At 61.0% G+C, this 16,268-nt stretch carries 11 protein-coding genes; 8 read left to right on the forward strand and 3 right to left on the reverse strand.

Annotated features, from left to right (window positions below; all coding sequences use genetic code 11):
* Positions 1-128: 128 nt before the first annotated feature.
* Positions 129-3,989 (reverse strand): peptidoglycan-binding protein, encoded by a 3,861-nt coding sequence (locus tag C5L12_RS03180; RefSeq protein ID WP_105370723.1) that lies wholly within the window; start codon positions 3,987-3,989, stop codon positions 129-131.
* Between the two features lie 473 nt (positions 3,990-4,462).
* Between C5L12_RS03180 and C5L12_RS03190 the strand changes: the two genes are divergently transcribed.
* The 5 genes from C5L12_RS03190 (at position 4,463) to C5L12_RS03210 (ending at position 10,921) form a co-directional block, all read left to right on the forward strand.
* Positions 4,463-6,256, forward strand: coding sequence for an acyl-CoA dehydrogenase C-terminal domain-containing protein (locus C5L12_RS03190; RefSeq protein ID WP_105370566.1), 1,794 nt, complete (start codon positions 4,463-4,465; stop codon positions 6,254-6,256).
* Between the two features lie 192 nt (positions 6,257-6,448).
* Positions 6,449-7,657, forward strand: coding sequence for an acetyl-CoA C-acetyltransferase (locus C5L12_RS03195; RefSeq protein ID WP_105370567.1), 1,209 nt, complete (start codon positions 6,449-6,451; stop codon positions 7,655-7,657).
* A gap of 10 nt (positions 7,658-7,667) precedes the next feature.
* Positions 7,668-7,886, forward strand: coding sequence for a lysozyme inhibitor LprI family protein (locus tag C5L12_RS03200; protein ID WP_105370568.1), 219 nt, complete (start codon positions 7,668-7,670; stop codon positions 7,884-7,886).
* Positions 7,887-7,918: 32 nt separating this feature from the next.
* Positions 7,919-10,135, forward strand: coding sequence for an FAD-dependent oxidoreductase (locus C5L12_RS03205; protein ID WP_105370569.1), 2,217 nt, complete (start codon positions 7,919-7,921; stop codon positions 10,133-10,135).
* A 177-nt stretch (positions 10,136-10,312) separates the two neighbouring features.
* Positions 10,313-10,921, forward strand: a complete 609-nt coding sequence (locus tag C5L12_RS03210; protein WP_105370570.1) for an SLATT domain-containing protein — start codon at positions 10,313-10,315, stop codon at positions 10,919-10,921.
* On the opposite strand, the gene C5L12_RS03215 is transcribed toward C5L12_RS03210, so the two are convergent.
* Complete coding sequence (locus C5L12_RS03215) at positions 10,918-12,243, reverse strand: RNA-directed DNA polymerase (RefSeq protein WP_157948979.1); 1,326 nt, start codon at positions 12,241-12,243, stop codon at positions 10,918-10,920. The two genes, C5L12_RS03210 and C5L12_RS03215, sit on opposite strands and share 4 nt — an antisense overlap.
* Positions 12,244-12,529: 286 nt before the next feature.
* On the opposite strand from C5L12_RS03215, the gene C5L12_RS03220 reads away from it, so the two are divergent.
* The 3 genes from C5L12_RS03220 to C5L12_RS03235 all read left to right on the forward strand — a co-directional run bounded on the left by C5L12_RS03220 (position 12,530) and on the right by C5L12_RS03235 (position 15,681).
* Complete coding sequence (locus C5L12_RS03220) at positions 12,530-13,129, forward strand: SOS response-associated peptidase (protein WP_105370724.1); 600 nt, start codon at positions 12,530-12,532, stop codon at positions 13,127-13,129.
* Positions 13,130-13,865: 736 nt separating this feature from the next.
* Positions 13,866-14,261 (forward strand): hypothetical protein, encoded by a 396-nt coding sequence (locus C5L12_RS03230; protein ID WP_105370572.1) that lies wholly within the window; start codon positions 13,866-13,868, stop codon positions 14,259-14,261.
* 130 nt (positions 14,262-14,391) lie between these two features.
* Positions 14,392-15,681: a mechanosensitive ion channel family protein gene (locus C5L12_RS03235; protein ID WP_170109044.1), complete on the forward strand. Its 1,290-nt coding sequence runs from the start codon at positions 14,392-14,394 to the stop codon at positions 15,679-15,681.
* A gap of 14 nt (positions 15,682-15,695) precedes the next feature.
* Here the strand turns inward: C5L12_RS03235 and C5L12_RS03240 are convergent, their stop codons facing one another.
* Entirely contained in the window at positions 15,696-16,247 is a 552-nt protein-coding gene (locus C5L12_RS03240) for a hypothetical protein (protein ID WP_105370726.1), read from the reverse strand.
* Between the last annotated feature and the right edge of the window lie 21 nt (positions 16,248-16,268).

Raw genomic sequence — 16,268 nt, forward strand, 5'->3', positions numbered from 1 at the left:
TCATCCGTCATGCTCCCGGCCACCGGCCGAGTCAAACCGCAAGTCTCAGATAAGGCGGCAGGTTTGCCGTTTTTGCGGCGGCGTGATGAATATGCCGCTTCTCCTCAAGTCCGGTCGGGTAAGTCGAGTTACTTGTTGCGCGCCAGAAGCTCCTTGACCAGCGCGTCGTTGATCTTGCCGGTCGGCTCCTGGCCGACGGAGGTCTGGAAGGCCTTGATCGCCGAAACCGTCTTGGCGCCCATCTTGCCATCCGGAGTACCAGCGTCGAAGCCGTTTTTGCTGAGGATCGCCTGGATGTTGCGGATCGCCTTTTCCATGTCGACCGAAGCGGTGGTGAGCGGTTTGCCCGAGGCCCATTCGTCGGGCAGGTTGACCGAGTTCGCCTTGGGATCGAGCGGCTTTACCTTCCATGCGTCAGCCTTGGCGCGGGCGCTTTCGAGCTGCTCCTTGCGCATGGCGTTCGCCACCTCGTCGCGTTTCTGCGCAGCATCCTTGTCGCCGTCCTTTGCGGCGACGGCGAACCACTTGTAGGATTCCTCGAGATTCTGCTTCGCGCCATTGCCGCGCGCATAGAGGATCGCGAGGTTGAACTGGCTGTCGGAGACGCCAAGGTCGGCGGCCTTGCCGAACCATTCGACCGCGGCGGCATAGTCCGGCTGGCCCGCGGCTCCGGATGCAAAGAGGACGGCGAGATTGTGCATGGCGCTCGCATTGCCCGCCTCGGCGGCCTGCTTGTAGTAGTGCAGCGCCTTGTTGACGTCGCGGGTGACGCCGGTGCCTTTCTCGAAAAGGTTGGCAACCCGGTATTGCGCCGGGGCAAGGCCGCGGTCGGCCGCAAGCTTGTACCAGTTGGCAGCTTCCGAGAGGTCGGCCTTGACGCCGCGTCCTTCGGTGAAGCGGGCGCCGATTTCGAAGAGCGCGTTGGGATCGCCGCCCGCTGCCGCATCGGCGAGCGACTTCGGCGCGATGTCTGCCGGGACAACGATCTGCGCCGCTTCCGCCCTCTCAGGCGGCGTGAACCCTTCGCTCGTTTGGACCGGGGTGTTTGCCGGCTGCACCGGGGAAATCTCACCTGCGGATGGTTGCGGATCCGTAAGGTGGCTGCCGGTGTCGATCTGTCGCGGAGGTTCAGTGGCTTCCGGCAGCGCGGCGTCCGCCTCGGCGCCATCGGTTGCGGGCTGGGCCTGGGTCTCCGAGGTGTCGCTGCTGCCGGTCACGTTGGCAGGCGCTGCAGGCTGGGCTGGCGCTTCGATCCTGGCGGCAGGTGTTTCGGGTGCTTTCGCGCCACTGGTAAAGGTCTTGGCAAGCGGCATCGCCATCAGGGCCAGAAGCACGGCGCCCACGGCCATCAGGATCGGGCGGCGATGTCGGGAAAGCAGGCTTCCGATGCCGCCGGCGGAAGGTTGAGCGGCTTTACGCATGTCTTTGGCTGGCGAGACCGGCTTTGCCGGATCGGCTTCCTGCGCGGCTGCCTTGGCCGCGCGACGAGCGGCTGCGATGTAATCCGCCTTGGCGGCACCGCTCGCCCGGTCTCCGTCGAAGTCGCCGGCGGCCTGGCTGGCGCGGACCCGCTCCAGGATCTTCTTGACGTCGGGTGCGCCGGAGCCCGGCTCCAGCAGATCGTTCTCGTGGTCGGGCGGCAAAACGTTCGACGGGTCGATCGACGGCGTCGGGTCGATAATGGCCCGCGCATTTTTAGGAGCCTGTTGCTTTTGGCCGGGAAGGAAGCGACGTGAAAGTTCGGTCAGCAGGCTTGGCTTGGCTGCTTTCTCCAGCGTCGCGGCTTTCGGCTCGGCGTGGTCCGCATGCAGCATCACCTCGGATTCCCGAGTGTCGCCGGGGGCTGGCTCGCGGGTACCGAACGTCGAAGCCTGCGCTCTTGCCTCCTCGATCTCCTTGTCCGCAATCTCCAGCGATGCGACGGCAAGCGGCGCCGCTGCCGGCATGACCGGCGCGGCCCGAACTTCCTGCCGTGCCGGCTCGGCATATTGGTGCTGGGGTTCCGCGTGGGCTGCCGCCGCAAGCCGCTCGTCCATGCCGTCCAGCCGGTCGGCAATCTGTACCAGCGTGCCGTGCAGGGCTTCGAAGGTTTGGTGCGTTCTTTCCTCGGAGTTACGTGTCAGGTCCTCGAGGTGCCGCAGGTCGTCGGCAAGCGCGGAAAGCGCCGCCATATCGGACGCCGCGACGGGGCTGCCGGCCGCGGTATTGCGGGAATAGGACTCGATTACCGCCTCGGCCGCCTGGCGGGCAGCCTCGATGATATATTCGTCATTGGTCGCCATGTAGCCTTCGATCGCGCTCATGCGGTCGTCGAAGTCGGCAGGCAGCGCGCCGGCGGCCGCCTGCGGTTGGCTGATGAGGGCGGAAAGATGAGCGATCTGGTCTTCCAGATTGCGCAATGCGCTTTCGTCGCCGCGCGGTGCGTTCGTCGCTTCGTCAAGGCGCGCCGCTATGTCGCTCAGCCGGTCCTCAATCCGTCCGAAGGCCGTCTGGTCCAGCGCCGGCTGATTGCGCGGCTGGAAGTCCATTTCGTCGATTCGGCGGGCGAGGTATTCGAGCCGCTCGGCAAGCACGTCGTTGACCGTGCCCTGTTCCAGTCCGTCGATCTTGCGGGAAATATCGGCGAGATGATCGGAGAGATCGGATTGCTGGACGGGCCTGTGCGCCTGTTCCATGAGCAGCGAAAGCTGCTCAAGCCGCTCCTCCAGGCGCGTGCCGGCCTGTTCGTCGGAAAGCTCCTCGATGCGGACCGTCAGCGCCTCGATGCGGGCGGACAGCGCCTCGGTCGGATCGGCCCGGCGGCTGGTCGCCTGAGTCATCGTCTCGATCTGGTCGGAGAGCACATTGATCCGGCCCTCGAGCCGCTGCAGGAACGACTGGTCAATGGAAGCCGCTGCGGAAGCCCGGCCGCCGACAGCGATGGCGCGGCTGATTTCGTCGAGCCGCTGGTCGAGGCTCGCGAACTGTTCGGCAATGATCGCGTCATTGGGCTGCATGCGCGAACCGAGCTGCTCCATGGCGCTCGCCACTGCGATCAGCTTCTGTTCGAGTGCCCGGATGGCGGGGCTGTCGCTCATCTCGCCGAGCTGGCCCTTGATGTCGTCGATGCGATAAGCAAGCGCGATCAGCTCCTCGCGAAGAGCCGCTGAATCGAGGTCATGCATCCGCTCTTCAAGACCCTGCCAGTGGCTTTCCATCCGGCGGACCGAATCTTCGCGGGCAAGCCCTTCCATGACGGAGCGCATCTCCTCGAACTCGGCGCGCAGGTCGGCGGCTTCCGGCGTTGCCTGATACCCCAGCTGGTCGATGCTCTCGGCAAGCCGGGCAAGGTCGCTGCGCAGGTCGTCTGCAAACCGCTGGTCCTCGGCGATCGACCGTATCGAGCGGATCTCGCCGCGAAGCGCGTTCATTTCCCGGGCGACGCCCTCGGAGATGTCCTGTTTTAAGTCCTGGCGAAGACTGATCAATGCCTGGGCAATGTCGCGAAGGCCGTCGGCCTGTTGAGGCTGCGGCGCTTGTGGACGTGGCTGGGGTGAGGCGCGTCGGGTATCTTCGTGCAGAGCGCGCGGCTCGTGGTGACGGGCCGGTTCCGTGCGGAGCACCGGACGATCGGATGGTCTATGGGCTTCCGGCGGCCTGATCTCGTTGCGGGGGGGCTCGGCATAACGGGGCTCCTCGCGCCGCCGCTCGGGCATGGACGTACGCTCCGGCCTTGTGCCACGTCCGGCGTCGAGGATGCGCTGGCGCTCGCGGATTTCGGCGAGCGGGTCGCTGGCTGGCATACGGTTCGAAGCGGCCTTGCGCGGCTCGGACGCCCGGACTTCCTGCCGCGGGCCGCGATAATCGCCGGCCTTCGGCTGAGGCCCCTCGCGGCCCTTTCCCGACATCAGTCCTTCGATACGAGCCTCCAGCCCTTCGATGGTGCGGTTCAACGCATCCAGGGAGGAGCGGTCGCCATGACGGTGAGAGGTCGATCGTGATCCGTTCATTTGCTCGCTCGTTTCGACGTTGCTCCTGCAGGCTCTCGCCAGGGCCGGTCGGAGGGCTCCCTCCGTCAAATTCAGCCGCATGTTCGAGATTGCCTACGCAAGACTTGCCATCCGGCGAACGTGGCATCCCTTGCGGATCAATGCTCTGCGTCGCGCCAAGGTCCACTATTTCCCGAAACGTGGTAAACAAGCCGTTAATCCGGCCGAAAATTTTAACCTTTTCGGCGTCCATGGCCTCTTTTGTTGTGATGCGGTTTCGCTTGCTGGCCCTATCTTCCCGCCTCTCGCATCCAGCTTGGCGACCGCTTGAGGTATTAACCGGATGTCGGAGGAGGAGAAGAGAGGATGAGCCGCGACGAAAAATCCCGCTGTTCACATTTGACGTTTACGCAAACGTCAATTATTCATAGTGACGGAATGCGGGCCCGCCATGAGCCGAAGGCCCGGGACGAGGATATGGAGGAAGCTCGACCATGCCAGTGTACAAGGCGCCGGTAAACGATACGCTTTTCATCTTGAACGATGTTCTGGGGCTGGAGCGCTATGGCAACCTTCCAGGTTTTGCCGATGCCACGCCCGATATGCTGGAAGCAATCATCGGCGAAGCCGCCAAAGTGGCGGAAGATGTTCTCTTTCCGCTGAACCTTTCCGGTGACCAGGAAGGCTGTACCCGCCACGACAATGGTACGGTATCCGTGCCGAAAGGCTTCAAGGAAGCCTATGACCAGTATTGCCAGGCCGGCTGGATTGGCCTTGCCGTTCCAGAGGAGTTTGGCGGTCAGGGTCTGCCCTACACGCTGCATGCCGCGGTCGGCGAATACATGTCCTCCGCCAATATGTCGCTGATGATGTATCCGGGCCTCACCCAGGGCGCGATTGCAGCAATCCTCGTGCACGGTTCGGAAGAGCAGAAGCAGACCTACCTGCCGAAGATGGTCGAAGGCACCTGGTCCGGCACCATGAACCTTACCGAACCTCATTGCGGCACCGATCTCGGCCTCCTGCGCACAAAAGCCGTGCCGCAGGCCGATGGCTCCTACAAGATTTCAGGCCAGAAGATCTTCATCTCCGCCGGTGAACACGGCATGACCGACAACATCGTGCACCTGGTTCTCGCCCGCATCGAAGGCGCGCCCGAGGGCACCAAGGGCATCTCGCTCTTCATCGTGCCGAAGTTCATGGTCAAGGAAGACGGTTCGCTCGGCAAGCGCAACGGCGTCACCTGCGGCGCGATCGAACACAAGATGGGTATCCACGGCAATTCGACCTGCGTCATGAACTATGACGAGGCGACCGGCTACCTGATCGGCGCCGAGAACAAAGGCCTTGCTGCGATGTTCGTGATGATGAATGAGGCGCGTTTGGGCGTGGGCCTGCAGGGTTTGGCGATTGCCGAAACCGCTTACCAGAACGCCGTCATGTATGCCCGCGAGCGCATTCAGGGCCGCTCGCTTTCCGGTCCCAAGGCGGCGGACAAGAAAGCTGACCCGATCATTGTCCATCCCGATATCCGCCGTTCGCTGATGACGATCCGGGCATTCAACGAAGCGGGCCGCGCCTTCCTGCTGTGGACGGCGCTGAAGTCGGACATCGCGCACCGCTCGGAAGACGCCGCCGAGCGCCAGAACGCCGACGATCTCCTCGGCCTCGCGACTCCCATCCTCAAGGGCGTCATGACCGACAAGGGTTTCGACCATGCCGTCATGGCCCAGCAGGTTTTCGGCGGCCACGGCTATATCGAAGAACACGGCATGAGCCAGTATGTCCGCGATGCCCGCATCACCATGATCTACGAGGGCGCAAACGGTATCCAAGCACTCGATCTGGTCGGCCGCAAGCTGGCGCTGAACGGCGGCCGCGCCGTCATGGCGATGTTCAAGGAGATCGGCGATTTCTGCGAGGAAAACCGGGCCGACGAGGCGATGGCCCCCTTCACCAAGGCTCTCAAGAAGGGCTTGAACGACCTGCAGGCCGCAACCATGTGGTTCATGCAGAACGCCATGGCCAAGCCCGACAATGCCGGCGCCGGCTCGACCGACTACATGCACCTCTTCGGCCTTGTGACGCTTGGCTATATGTGGGCGAAGATGGCGAAGACCGCGCAGGAAAAGCTTGCTGCCAGCGACGCCCGCGCCGATTACCTGAAGAACAAGCTCGTCACAGCAAAATTCTTCATGGAAAAGGTCATGCCGGAAACCGCCATGCGCAAAACCCGCATCGAGGCCGGTGCCGACAGCCTGATGGAACTGGCAGCCGAGGCGTTTTGAGTTTCCCCTTCTCCCCTCGGGGAGAAGGTGGCCCGAAGGGCCGGATGAGGGGTGAGAAGCGGTCGGCGCAGCCGACGAAACGATCCAGTGAATCGTTTCGAGCGCCGAACGCCCTGAGCTTGAGCGAAGGGCCGGGCTGCCGGTCCCACAGAATTCTACGGCGCCACATGCGCCACCCAGGGAGATGACACCATGACCGAAGTCTTCATTTATGACCACGTCCGCACCCCGCGCGGCCGCGGCAAGAAGGACGGTGCGCTGCACGAAGTGCCGTCCGTCCGCCTCGCCGCCAAGGCGCTCGAAGCAATCCGCGATCGGAACGGCCTCGACACGACGACCGTCGACGACATCATCATGGGCTGCGTCGATCCGATCATGGATGCAGGCGCCGTCATCCCCAAGGCGGCCGCCTTCGAGGCCGGCTATTCGACCAAGGCGCCCGGCATGCAGATCTCCCGCTTCTGCGCCTCGGGCCTCGATGCCGTGAACTTCGCGGCCGGCAAGGTCGCGGCCGGTTCGGACGACATCGTCATCGCCGGCGGCGTCGAGTCGATGTCGCGGGTCGGCATGGGCATGTCCGGCGGCTCCTGGTACATGGACCCGTCCGTCAACTTCCCTGCCTACTTCATGCCGCAGGGTGTTTCGGCCGATCTGATCGCCACCAAATACGGCTTTTCCCGTGATGACGTCGACGCCTATGCCGTCGAAAGCCAGAAGCGCGCCGGTGCCGCCTGGGAGGCCGGCTACTTCAAGAATTCCGTCATTCCGGTGAAGGACCAGAACGGCCTTGTCATCCTCGACCGCGACGAGCACATGCGCCCGACCACCGACATGCAGTCGCTCGCCTCGCTCAATCCGTCCTTCCAGATGCCGGGCGAGATGGGCGGCTTCGAAGCCGTCGGCATCCAGGCCCATCCGGAGATCGAGAAGATCAACTACGTCCACCACGCCGGCAATTCGTCCGGCATCGTCGATGGCGCCGCGGCCGTGCTGATCGGCTCCAAGGCCGGTGGCGAGAGCATGAACCTGAAACCCCGTGCCCGCATCCGCCACTTCGCCAATATCGGTTCCGACCCGGCACTGATGCTGACCGGCCCGGTTGACGTCACCGAGAAGCTTCTGAAGCGCTCCGGCATGAAGATCTCCGACATCGACCTCTTCGAGCTCAACGAAGCCTTCGCCGCCGTGGTTCTCCGCTACATGCAGGCCTTCGAGATCCCGCACGACAAGATCAACGTCAACGGCGGCGCCATCGCCATGGGTCACCCGCTCGGCGCCACCGGCGCGATGATCCTGGGCACGGTGCTGGACGAACTGGAACGCCGCGACCTCAACACAGCGCTGGTAACCCTCTGCATCGGCGCCGGCATGGGCACGGCAACGATCATCGAACGCGTCTGAGGAGGCACCGATGGGGCCGCGGCGCGAGGTTTATGAGCTGGAAAAAAACGAGCTCGAACAGCAATACGCACAGCATAGCCTCGATAAGGATATGGCTGCTGCTTATCGCTCAAGCCTTGCCAAAGACCCGAAGGAACATGCGCGGAAGCTGAAGGCAGAAAATCGCGGCCTGTTGCTGTTTCTGGTCCTGCTCGGCGTGGTCGTTGCAGTCGCCTTTGCCATCTCCTGACGGAAATAATTCAAGGGAAGAGGAATCCCACCATGAGCACCTACAAGAACTTCACCGTCGAAACCGATGCGGACGGCATTGCTCTCGTCACCTGGGACATGCCGGAAAAGTCGATGAACGTCTTCACCATGGAGGTGATGGACGAGATCGACCAGATCGTCGATGCGACCGTCGCGGATAGCGCCGTCAAGGGCGTCGTCTTCACGTCCGGAAAATCGTCCTTCTCCGGCGGCGCTGATCTCACCATGATCAAGTCGATGTTCTCGATACTCGCCGAAGAGCAGGCGAAGGATCCGGCGACCGCCGCGCAAAAACTGTTCGATGCCGCCGGCCGCATGTCCTGGCTGTGGCGCAAGGTCGAGACCAACGGCAAGCCCTGGGTTGCCGCCATCAACGGCACCTGCATGGGCGGCGCCTTCGAGCTGTCGCTCGCCTGCCATGGCCGCGTCGCCGCCAACTCCAAGTCGGTGAAGATCGCACTGCCGGAAGTCAAGGTCGGCATCTTCCCGGGCGCCGGCGGCACCCAGCGCGTGCCTCGGCTGGCCAATGCCCAGGATGCCCTGCAGATGATGACGACAGGTTCGTCACTGACCGCCCAGCGCGCCAAGGCCATGGGCCTCGTGCACCAGGTCGTCGAGCCCGGCGAGCTCATCAATGCCGCCAAGCAGATGATCAAGGACGGCCTGAAGCCGGTCGCCCCCTGGGACGAGAAGGGTTTCAAGGTCCCAGGTGGCGGCATCTGGACGCCGGCCGCAGCCCAGCTCTGGCCGGCCGCCCCCGCCATCCTGCGCCGTGAAAGCGCCGGCAATTATCCGGGCGCGCTTGCGATCCTGAAATGCGTCTATGAAGGCCTGCAGCTTCCCTTCGACACGGCCTTGAAGGTCGAGCAGCGCTATTTCACCGAGATCCTGCGCACGACGGAAGCGTTTTCGATGATCCGCTCCCTCTTCGTCTCCATGCAGGAACTCGGCAAGGGCGCCCGGCGCCCGGCCGGCCCGCCGAAGACGGAATTCAAGAAGGTCGGCGTCGTCGGCGCCGGTTTCATGGGCGCCTCGATCGCCTATGTCACGGCCGCCGCCGGCATTCCGGTCACCCTCATCGACCGCGACCAGGAGGCCGCCGACAAGGGCAAGGCACATTCCGAAAAGCTGGTGGCCGAACAGGTCGGTAAGGGCCGGATGACCAAGGAAGAGGGCGAAAAGCTACTTTCGCTCATTACCCCGACGCCCGACTACGCCGCCCTTTCCGACGCCTCGCTCGTCGTCGAGGCGGTCTTCGAGGATCGCGCCGTCAAGAAGGCGGTCATCGAACAGGTGGAAGCGGTCATCCCCGAAACCACCATCTTCGCCTCCAACACCTCGACTCTGCCGATCACCGGCCTTGCGGAAAATTCCAAGCGCCCCGACCAGTTCATCGGCGTGCATTTCTTCTCGCCGGTCGAAAAGATGATGCTGACCGAGGTCATCCTCGGCGAAAAATCGGGCGACAAGGCGCTTGCTGCGGCACTCGATTATGTCGCGGCCATCAAGAAGACCCCGATCGTCGTCAACGACACCCGCGGCTTCTATGTCAACCGCTGCGTCTTCCGCTACATCAACGAAGCCTATGACATGCTGATCGAGGGCGTGCCGCCGGCGATGATCGAAAACGCCGCCAAGATGGCCGGCATGCCGGTCGGCCCGCTGTCCTTGAACGACGAGGTCGCCGTCGATCTCTCCCAGAAGATCATGAAGGCCTCGATCGCCGATCTCGGCCCCAACGCCGTCAAGCCGGAGCATATGGCGCTCATCGACCAGATGGTCGACGTGCTCGACCGCCGCGGCCGCAAGAACGGCAAGGGTTTTTACGAATATCCGGCGAAGCCCGCCAAGAAATATCTCTGGCCGGAGCTGAAGACGCTCTACCCGCAGAAAAAGGCCGAGGAGGTGGATGTCACCGTCCTGAAGCAGCGCCTGCTGGTAACGATCGCGCTCGAAGCCGCCCGCACGGTGGAAGAAGGCATCGTCACCGACCCCCGCGAAGCCGACGTCGGCTCCATCCTGGGCTTCGGCTTCGCCCCCTATACCGGCGGCACGCTCTCCTACATCGACGGCATGGGCGTAAAGAACTTTGTCGCGCTCTGCGAAAAACTGGCGGCGAGCTACGGCCCGCACTTCAAGCCGACGGAGCTGTTGCAGGACATGGCGGCGAAGGGTGAGACGTTTTACGGGCGGTTCGACCCGTATGGGAAGGCGAGGGAGGCGGCTTAGGCCGCCTTTTGCTCTGGCCTTGCCGAAAGCAGCGCTATTGTTGCCACGAACGCTAACACAGAGTGGCTCCGCCGCGCGGCCCACTGATGACGACACGCCTGGAACTGGCTATCTTAGAATTCATAGCGAAAACCGAGCGCAATTGGGACGATGAGCGAAACATCTGCGGAAGATAATATGCCGAAGAGCGAGAGCAAGAAGCTCTTGCAGAAAATGAAAATTACTAAGAGCAACAGATTTAACTACGCGAAACGGCTTCAAGCAAAAGCATCGGTTAAATCGACAGTCACTAATCTTCTCTCGGTTCTCTCGATAATAGTGAGTGTCTATCTGCTAGCTTATGCTGGAAGCGTCAGTGCGGATGTCTCACGCCTCATCGGGGTCTTCATCGCGGGCGTATCCGTTGTATCGCTACTACTATCATTAGAGCAGCCCGTTTCCGTGCTTGCTAAGAAAGCAAGCGACGCTCATCGTTGCGGAAGGGATATCAGTCAAATCTATAGGCAACTGCAATTCGAGGTTTTGCAGGTGGATGCTGCTGCTGCTAGATACGAGGAGATAGTCTCTCAATACGAAGATAATCACGACCCTATTGATTATTTGATGACGTTGTATCAGTACCGGGAGGAAATTCCTGAGAAAGCCAAGGCGGTGAGCTGGTTCAACGGGCCCTTCATGTATTGGCTTTCCAAGTACTCTACCGTCTTTTTTACCATATTTTGCTTGGTGCTTGTCGCACTTATTTGGGTTGTGATGCCATACCTAGAGTGTTTTGCCGCCGGCTAGATTTTAGCCATTGCTGCAGGTGCACAGAAGCTTGTGATAATATCACTTTCGCCGCCGGCTGATATCTCGACGATGGTTTTCTCCAAAGAGCGTCGGCTGATGCCTATTTTCGTGAGAACCGGTGCAGCATCCCGTATTAGCATGAGAAGGTTCGCTTTTGGAGCGGTTATCTCTGTTCGCTTTGCGAGGTTCGCTATACGATTGAACATGGTGAGAGGCTTGTCAGACGACGAGATGAGTCGAAGCATTTGCTTGGTGTTCAGTCCTCCAATCAATTCCGGATGATCTAAGACGGTCTCTTGTAGAAAGTTGCGTTCGAACGAGGTCGCCCGCGTTCCAAGTTCTGCGGTGAAGCCGATAGCAGCCCGAAAGATGGTATCGCGTTTGACAGAGTTATTCTCGGACCACTTCTGCATGGCTCTTATTTCCTTCTGGAAAGCGGTCTGATCCTTGCGTTCGACCGCTTGCAGGATGGTTAGCCCGCGATATCGTCCATAATCTTGCGTTGAGAAGAGCGCGGTTTTCTGCGCACTCAAGTTTAGGCCATCCGCAAGAAGAAACTTCGACGCATTATGCACTGCGGCTTCCAGTTTCGAGACAGAATTTCCGAATATTAGTATATCGTCGGCCCACCTAATGTATTTAAGGTTTTTTGATGTGCAATATCCGATAATTTTCTTGTCAAAATCCAAAAGGTAGTAGTGTGAAAGGTTGCGAGAGCCATCTGAAATTATTTCTTGTGGAATTCCCTTAGTAGAACGTTGATACCCTGCAGTGCGCCGATTCCAATAACTCAAAAACAGATCGAGAATTTCTACATGCCTCGATAGAGTAGGAGCGTCTTGCCGAAGTTTAGCTGAAAGGCGGCCAACATCTATCGAATCGTAGAAATTTGCTATATCCGTCTTGATTACATAGCGCCCATATGACCGGTTCTTCACAAGGGACGTTATCAACTCATTGAAACTTCTAAATTCTTGAAACCACGCCGCGTTGGAAAAAGTAGAGGAGTAGTAGTTCTGCTGGTACAAGGTGGCGATACTCTCGATTCTCCTATTTGCTATCAGCTGAGGTAGATTTGCGGGCGTCGGGATTGAGCGCCAACCTCCATATACACCAGGCAGGTTCTCGATCACCGCGTCACCGATCTCCCCGCACAACTGATAGAAAACAGCAAGATCCTCTTTGGTAAGGACAGGAATAAATCGCGTTACGCCTAGATGTTTCTCAACACCTAAGTAGCCGTGAACGATATTAGGCAGATACGAATGGTTATGAATATCTTTATTAATTTGAGAGACCCAGTTGGGAATCTCAGACATTTCTTTCACACCTACTATCGGGACCTGACTTGTTGCTAGCTGACGCCACACCTTTCTGGTGAGTGAAGCCGTGATTTCTAGCGAATTCATCCGAATCATGTCATCTAGTGAGAGTTGAGGTATTTCGATGCATACCTGATGTTTCTGGGGAAGTGGATCAGCAAAAAGTTGCTGAGGAAATCGTGGGAAAACAGGTGAGTAAGCACCCTCCTGCAGTTAAGGCGACAGGCCACATGACGTGAAACTGCACCTCCCCACCACCCTTCTTCGCCCTACCTTCCTCCTCATGTGCAACGATTACGAACAGCGCGTCACGTACGCAGAATACCGCAAGGCCCTGGAGGCGATCGACCTCCCCGTGCCGCCGCACGAGACCGAACTCGCGCTGCCTCAAGCCGATGACATCCGCATTGGCGATACCGGTCCGGTGATGCGGGTGGCAGAGGACGAGGCGGTCGAGCTTTTCCCGATGACCTTCGGTTTCCCGCCGCCGGCGGGAAAAAAGGCCGGGCCGGTCTTCAATTTCCGTTCCGAGGGCCGCAGCTTTGCGGCAAGCCGCCGCTGCCTCATCCCGGCCTCGGCCTTCTTCGAATTCACCGGCACGAAATATCCGAAGGCGAAACATCGTTTCACGCTGAACGATGCGCCCTTTCTCTGCATTGCCGGCCTCTGGCGGGAAGGGCAGGGAAACCAGCCGCCCGCCTTCACCATGCTGACCACCGCGCCGGGTCCGGATGTCGCACCGATCCACAACCGCCAGGTGGTGGTGCTCAGACCCGAGGACTGGCCCCACTGGCTGCATCTGACCAAGCCGGAAAACGAACTCCTGCGGCCGTTGCCCGAAGGTTCGCTCGCGGTGGAAGAGGTGCGCAGCGGCAGCGATTGAGGGCGATCTTCTGTCGCGCCGGCGGATGATTCCACATTTCAATGGGACGGGTGGCAGCACCCCCCTCTGCCCTGCCGGGCATCTCCCCCACAAGGGGGGAGATCACAAGTGGCATGACCGACGCGCCCAAAGCAGGGTGGCGGAGAGTGGACCGTCAGAGAGGGAACGAGGAGCGAGCCTCCAGCCGATCTCCCCCCTTGTGGGGGAGATGTCCGGCAGGACAGAGGGGGGTGTGGCGAGGCAAATCAAAGCCTTGACAGAAACCGACACAAAAAACCGCTGCGGATTTTCCCCGCCCTCCGAACCCATGCCTACAATTATCCCGCTTCCGTCGCCGGAGTGTTTCGCGAGACGTTCGCGGGCAGGCGGGAGCCGGCGCCCTCACTGGATCCGTAACGTGCGGAAAAGGTGAGGGAGGTGAAAGCCATGGAGGCGGAATGGGTAACCGGGCTTCCTCCTATCAAGCCTCCCCCGGGCAGCCATGTCCGGTTCGGTTGAGCCGTGCAAGTGGCAGGGTTTCCCGAAAGGAGACCGCGAATAAGGCCACGCAGCGAGGCGAGATGATCACCTGTAGGGGCTGGACACCCCGAGAGAACGCCGAAGGCCACGCGAATGCGGAGCCACACAATACGTACTCAATGAGGTTCCGCATTCGTGTGGGCTCTCCATCGACCATCAAGCCACGGACCGAACCGGCCGCGTGAACGCGGAGGCGCATCCAAAGGAGAAGCAGGCAATGCCGAGAACCGAAGAAGAAAGACAGCGCCTGATGGAGGAAGAGGATCGGCAACTGAAGCTGCCCTGGATGACCTATGGCGAATTCAACCGGCTCTCCAGGCGCCAGAAATCCCGTGAACTTCAGAAGTTCAGCCAATATGTCACGACCTATCTCGGCTTCTGGAAGACCTGTGACCTCTCATCCTGCCGCCGCGCCAAGGCCTGCAAGGGCTTTCTCACGGAGGCGCAATATCGCGCCGAGCCGGGTTATCACGAGAGCTTCCCACCCTGTGTCGGCCCTCGTGGGGCACGCCAGCAGGAGGTGCTGGCGGGCATGAGGCAGCTCGCAGGAACGGAGGAGAAAGACGAGCCGAAATATGACGGCCGCAAGGAAACGGAGGACCGATACCCATGACCGCCTGAGCCGCTGCCCGCGGCAGACCGGCTTTGGCGGCTTGCTTCGCCCTCCCTATTGAACCAAATGGCATTTTCACGGGTTGAAGGAACAAGCCGAAAAGGGGCGCGCCGCCGTGGATCTCATGCCCATGATCGAGGAGCTGGAAGCCTGGCTCAGGACCTTCGTTCTGAGCGAATGGACGCTTTATCAGCTTGGGATCATCGCGGTCGGTTTCGTCCTGTCGTCCTTCCTCGCGTCGCGCACCGAACCGGTCTTTGAAGCTCGCGCCCGCCGCATCAAGGGAAATCCGGATCTTCTCAGGGTCATCATCGCGTTCATGCGGCGGCTTCGATGGCTTTACCTCGTCCTGTGGCTGTGGATTGCCCATGCGGCGTTGGCGCCGAGGACATGGCCGTCGCAGCGCTGGCTGCTTGCCACTGTTCTCACCCTGGTTGCCGCCTGGTTCGCCGTCGCCGTGCTTACCAAGATCATCCGCAACCCGACCCTGTCGCGGCTGGTGGCGGTCGTCAGCTGGGCCTATGTCGCGGTTTACGCGATCGGCCTCGACGGGCCGCTGATCTCGGCCATGGACGGCGCGGCGATCACGCTTGGCGCCATGCGGCTCTCGCTGCTCGTCATCGTCAAGGCGATCGTGCTGGCGGTTGCCCTCGTCTGGCTCGCCGTGCTCTTCGGAAACGTGCTCGGCCATTGGGTGCAGCGCTCCAGCGACCTGTCGCCGTCCTTCAAAGTGCTGATCACCAAGCTGATCAAGATCAGCCTCATCATCGTTGCCGGCGCCGTTGCGCTGTCGGCCACCGGGATTGATCTGACCGCGCTCACCGTCTTTTCCGGCGCCGTCGGCGTCGGCGTCGGTTTCGGGCTCCAGAAAGTCGTGTCGAACTTCATTTCGGGGATCATCATCCTGCTCGACAAGTCGATCAAACCCGGCGACACCATCACGCTCGGCGATACCTTCGGATCGATCCGGGATCTCCGCTCCCGCTTCGTCTCGGTCATCACCCGCGACGGCAAGGAATATCTCATTCCCAACGAGGATTTCATCTCGCAGCAGGTGGTCAACTGGTCCTTCTCCAGCGATTATGTCCGCATCGATGTCGATTTCGGCACGTCCTATGACAGCGACCCCCACGAGGTGGTGCGGATTGCCATCGAAACGGCCTCCGCCGTGCCGCGCGTCGCCAACAATTACAAACCGCCCGTCTGCTGGCTAACCGCCTTCGGCGCCTCGTCGCTCGATTTCCGCCTGCGCTTCTGGATTTCCGATCCCGCCAACGGTCTCACCAATATCCGCGGCGAAGTCCTGCTGGCGCTCTGGGATGCCTTCAAGGCATCTGGCATCGACATACCTTTCCCGCACCGGGAGATCATCATGAAGACACCGGTGGAATTCAGGCGGGATGGCGGGAGAGAGAAATGATGCTCCCACCGCTCTCAATTCATCTCAGGTGCCGCGGGCTGGCCCCAGGTCGAGATCGGCTGGCCCGCCTTGGTCGCAACGCGCATGTCGTAGAGCGCAAGCGAGGCCTGAAGCTGCCGCATGTCGCTGCAGCGGTTGATGATGCCGCCGATATATTGCACGCAGTCGCTGGCGGTTCCCTGCACCGAACCGGTCGCCCAGTCCCTCACGATCCCGTCCGGCCCCACCAGGAAATAGGAAAGCCGGTTGTTCTGCGAGACGCTCGAACTGCCGACAAGGCCGGCGAAATTCGTGCCGCTCTCGGTCCTGGCGCCGGGCGCCATGTGGCGGTAGATCGTCATGCCATTGGTAAGTAGTGTCTCACCGATCATCGGCCCGAATGGCGCCTCCGAGCCGGAAAGCCGCGCCATCGGCGATTGGCCGAGATTGGCGACCTCCTGATAAGGCTTGCCCAGCGCATAGCTGGTGAACGAGCGGTTGGCGGCACTCTCCGCCTTTTCCGCAACTTGAGAACACCCCGCCAAAGCGATGGCGAGGCCGATCGACAGAATTGTCGCAAAACGCATGCCGTAACCCCCGTGCCGGCT

The sequence above is a fragment of the Neorhizobium huautlense genome (assembly GCF_002968575.1).
Taxonomy (GTDB): Bacteria; Pseudomonadota; Alphaproteobacteria; order Rhizobiales; family Rhizobiaceae; genus Neorhizobium; species Neorhizobium huautlense.

Coding starts and splice junctions, on each gene's coding strand:
- C5L12_RS03230 (WP_105370572.1), top strand. CDS start 13,866: ATGCCGAGAACCGAAGAAGAAAGACAGCGCCTGATGGAGGAAGAGGAT.
- C5L12_RS03180 (WP_105370723.1), bottom strand. CDS start 3,989: ATGAACGGATCACGATCGACCTCTCACCGTCATGGCGACCGCTCCTCC.
- C5L12_RS03195 (WP_105370567.1), top strand. CDS start 6,449: ATGACCGAAGTCTTCATTTATGACCACGTCCGCACCCCGCGCGGCCGC.
- C5L12_RS03190 (WP_105370566.1), top strand. CDS start 4,463: ATGCCAGTGTACAAGGCGCCGGTAAACGATACGCTTTTCATCTTGAAC.
- C5L12_RS03215 (WP_157948979.1), bottom strand. CDS start 12,243: ATGTCTGAGATTCCCAACTGGGTCTCTCAAATTAATAAAGATATTCAT.
- C5L12_RS03210 (WP_105370570.1), top strand. CDS start 10,313: ATGCCGAAGAGCGAGAGCAAGAAGCTCTTGCAGAAAATGAAAATTACT.
- C5L12_RS03200 (WP_105370568.1), top strand. CDS start 7,668: ATGGGGCCGCGGCGCGAGGTTTATGAGCTGGAAAAAAACGAGCTCGAA.
- C5L12_RS03235 (WP_170109044.1), top strand. CDS start 14,392: ATGATCGAGGAGCTGGAAGCCTGGCTCAGGACCTTCGTTCTGAGCGAA.
- C5L12_RS03205 (WP_105370569.1), top strand. CDS start 7,919: ATGAGCACCTACAAGAACTTCACCGTCGAAACCGATGCGGACGGCATT.
- C5L12_RS03220 (WP_105370724.1), top strand. CDS start 12,530: ATGTGCAACGATTACGAACAGCGCGTCACGTACGCAGAATACCGCAAG.
- C5L12_RS03240 (WP_105370726.1), bottom strand. CDS start 16,247: ATGCGTTTTGCGACAATTCTGTCGATCGGCCTCGCCATCGCTTTGGCG.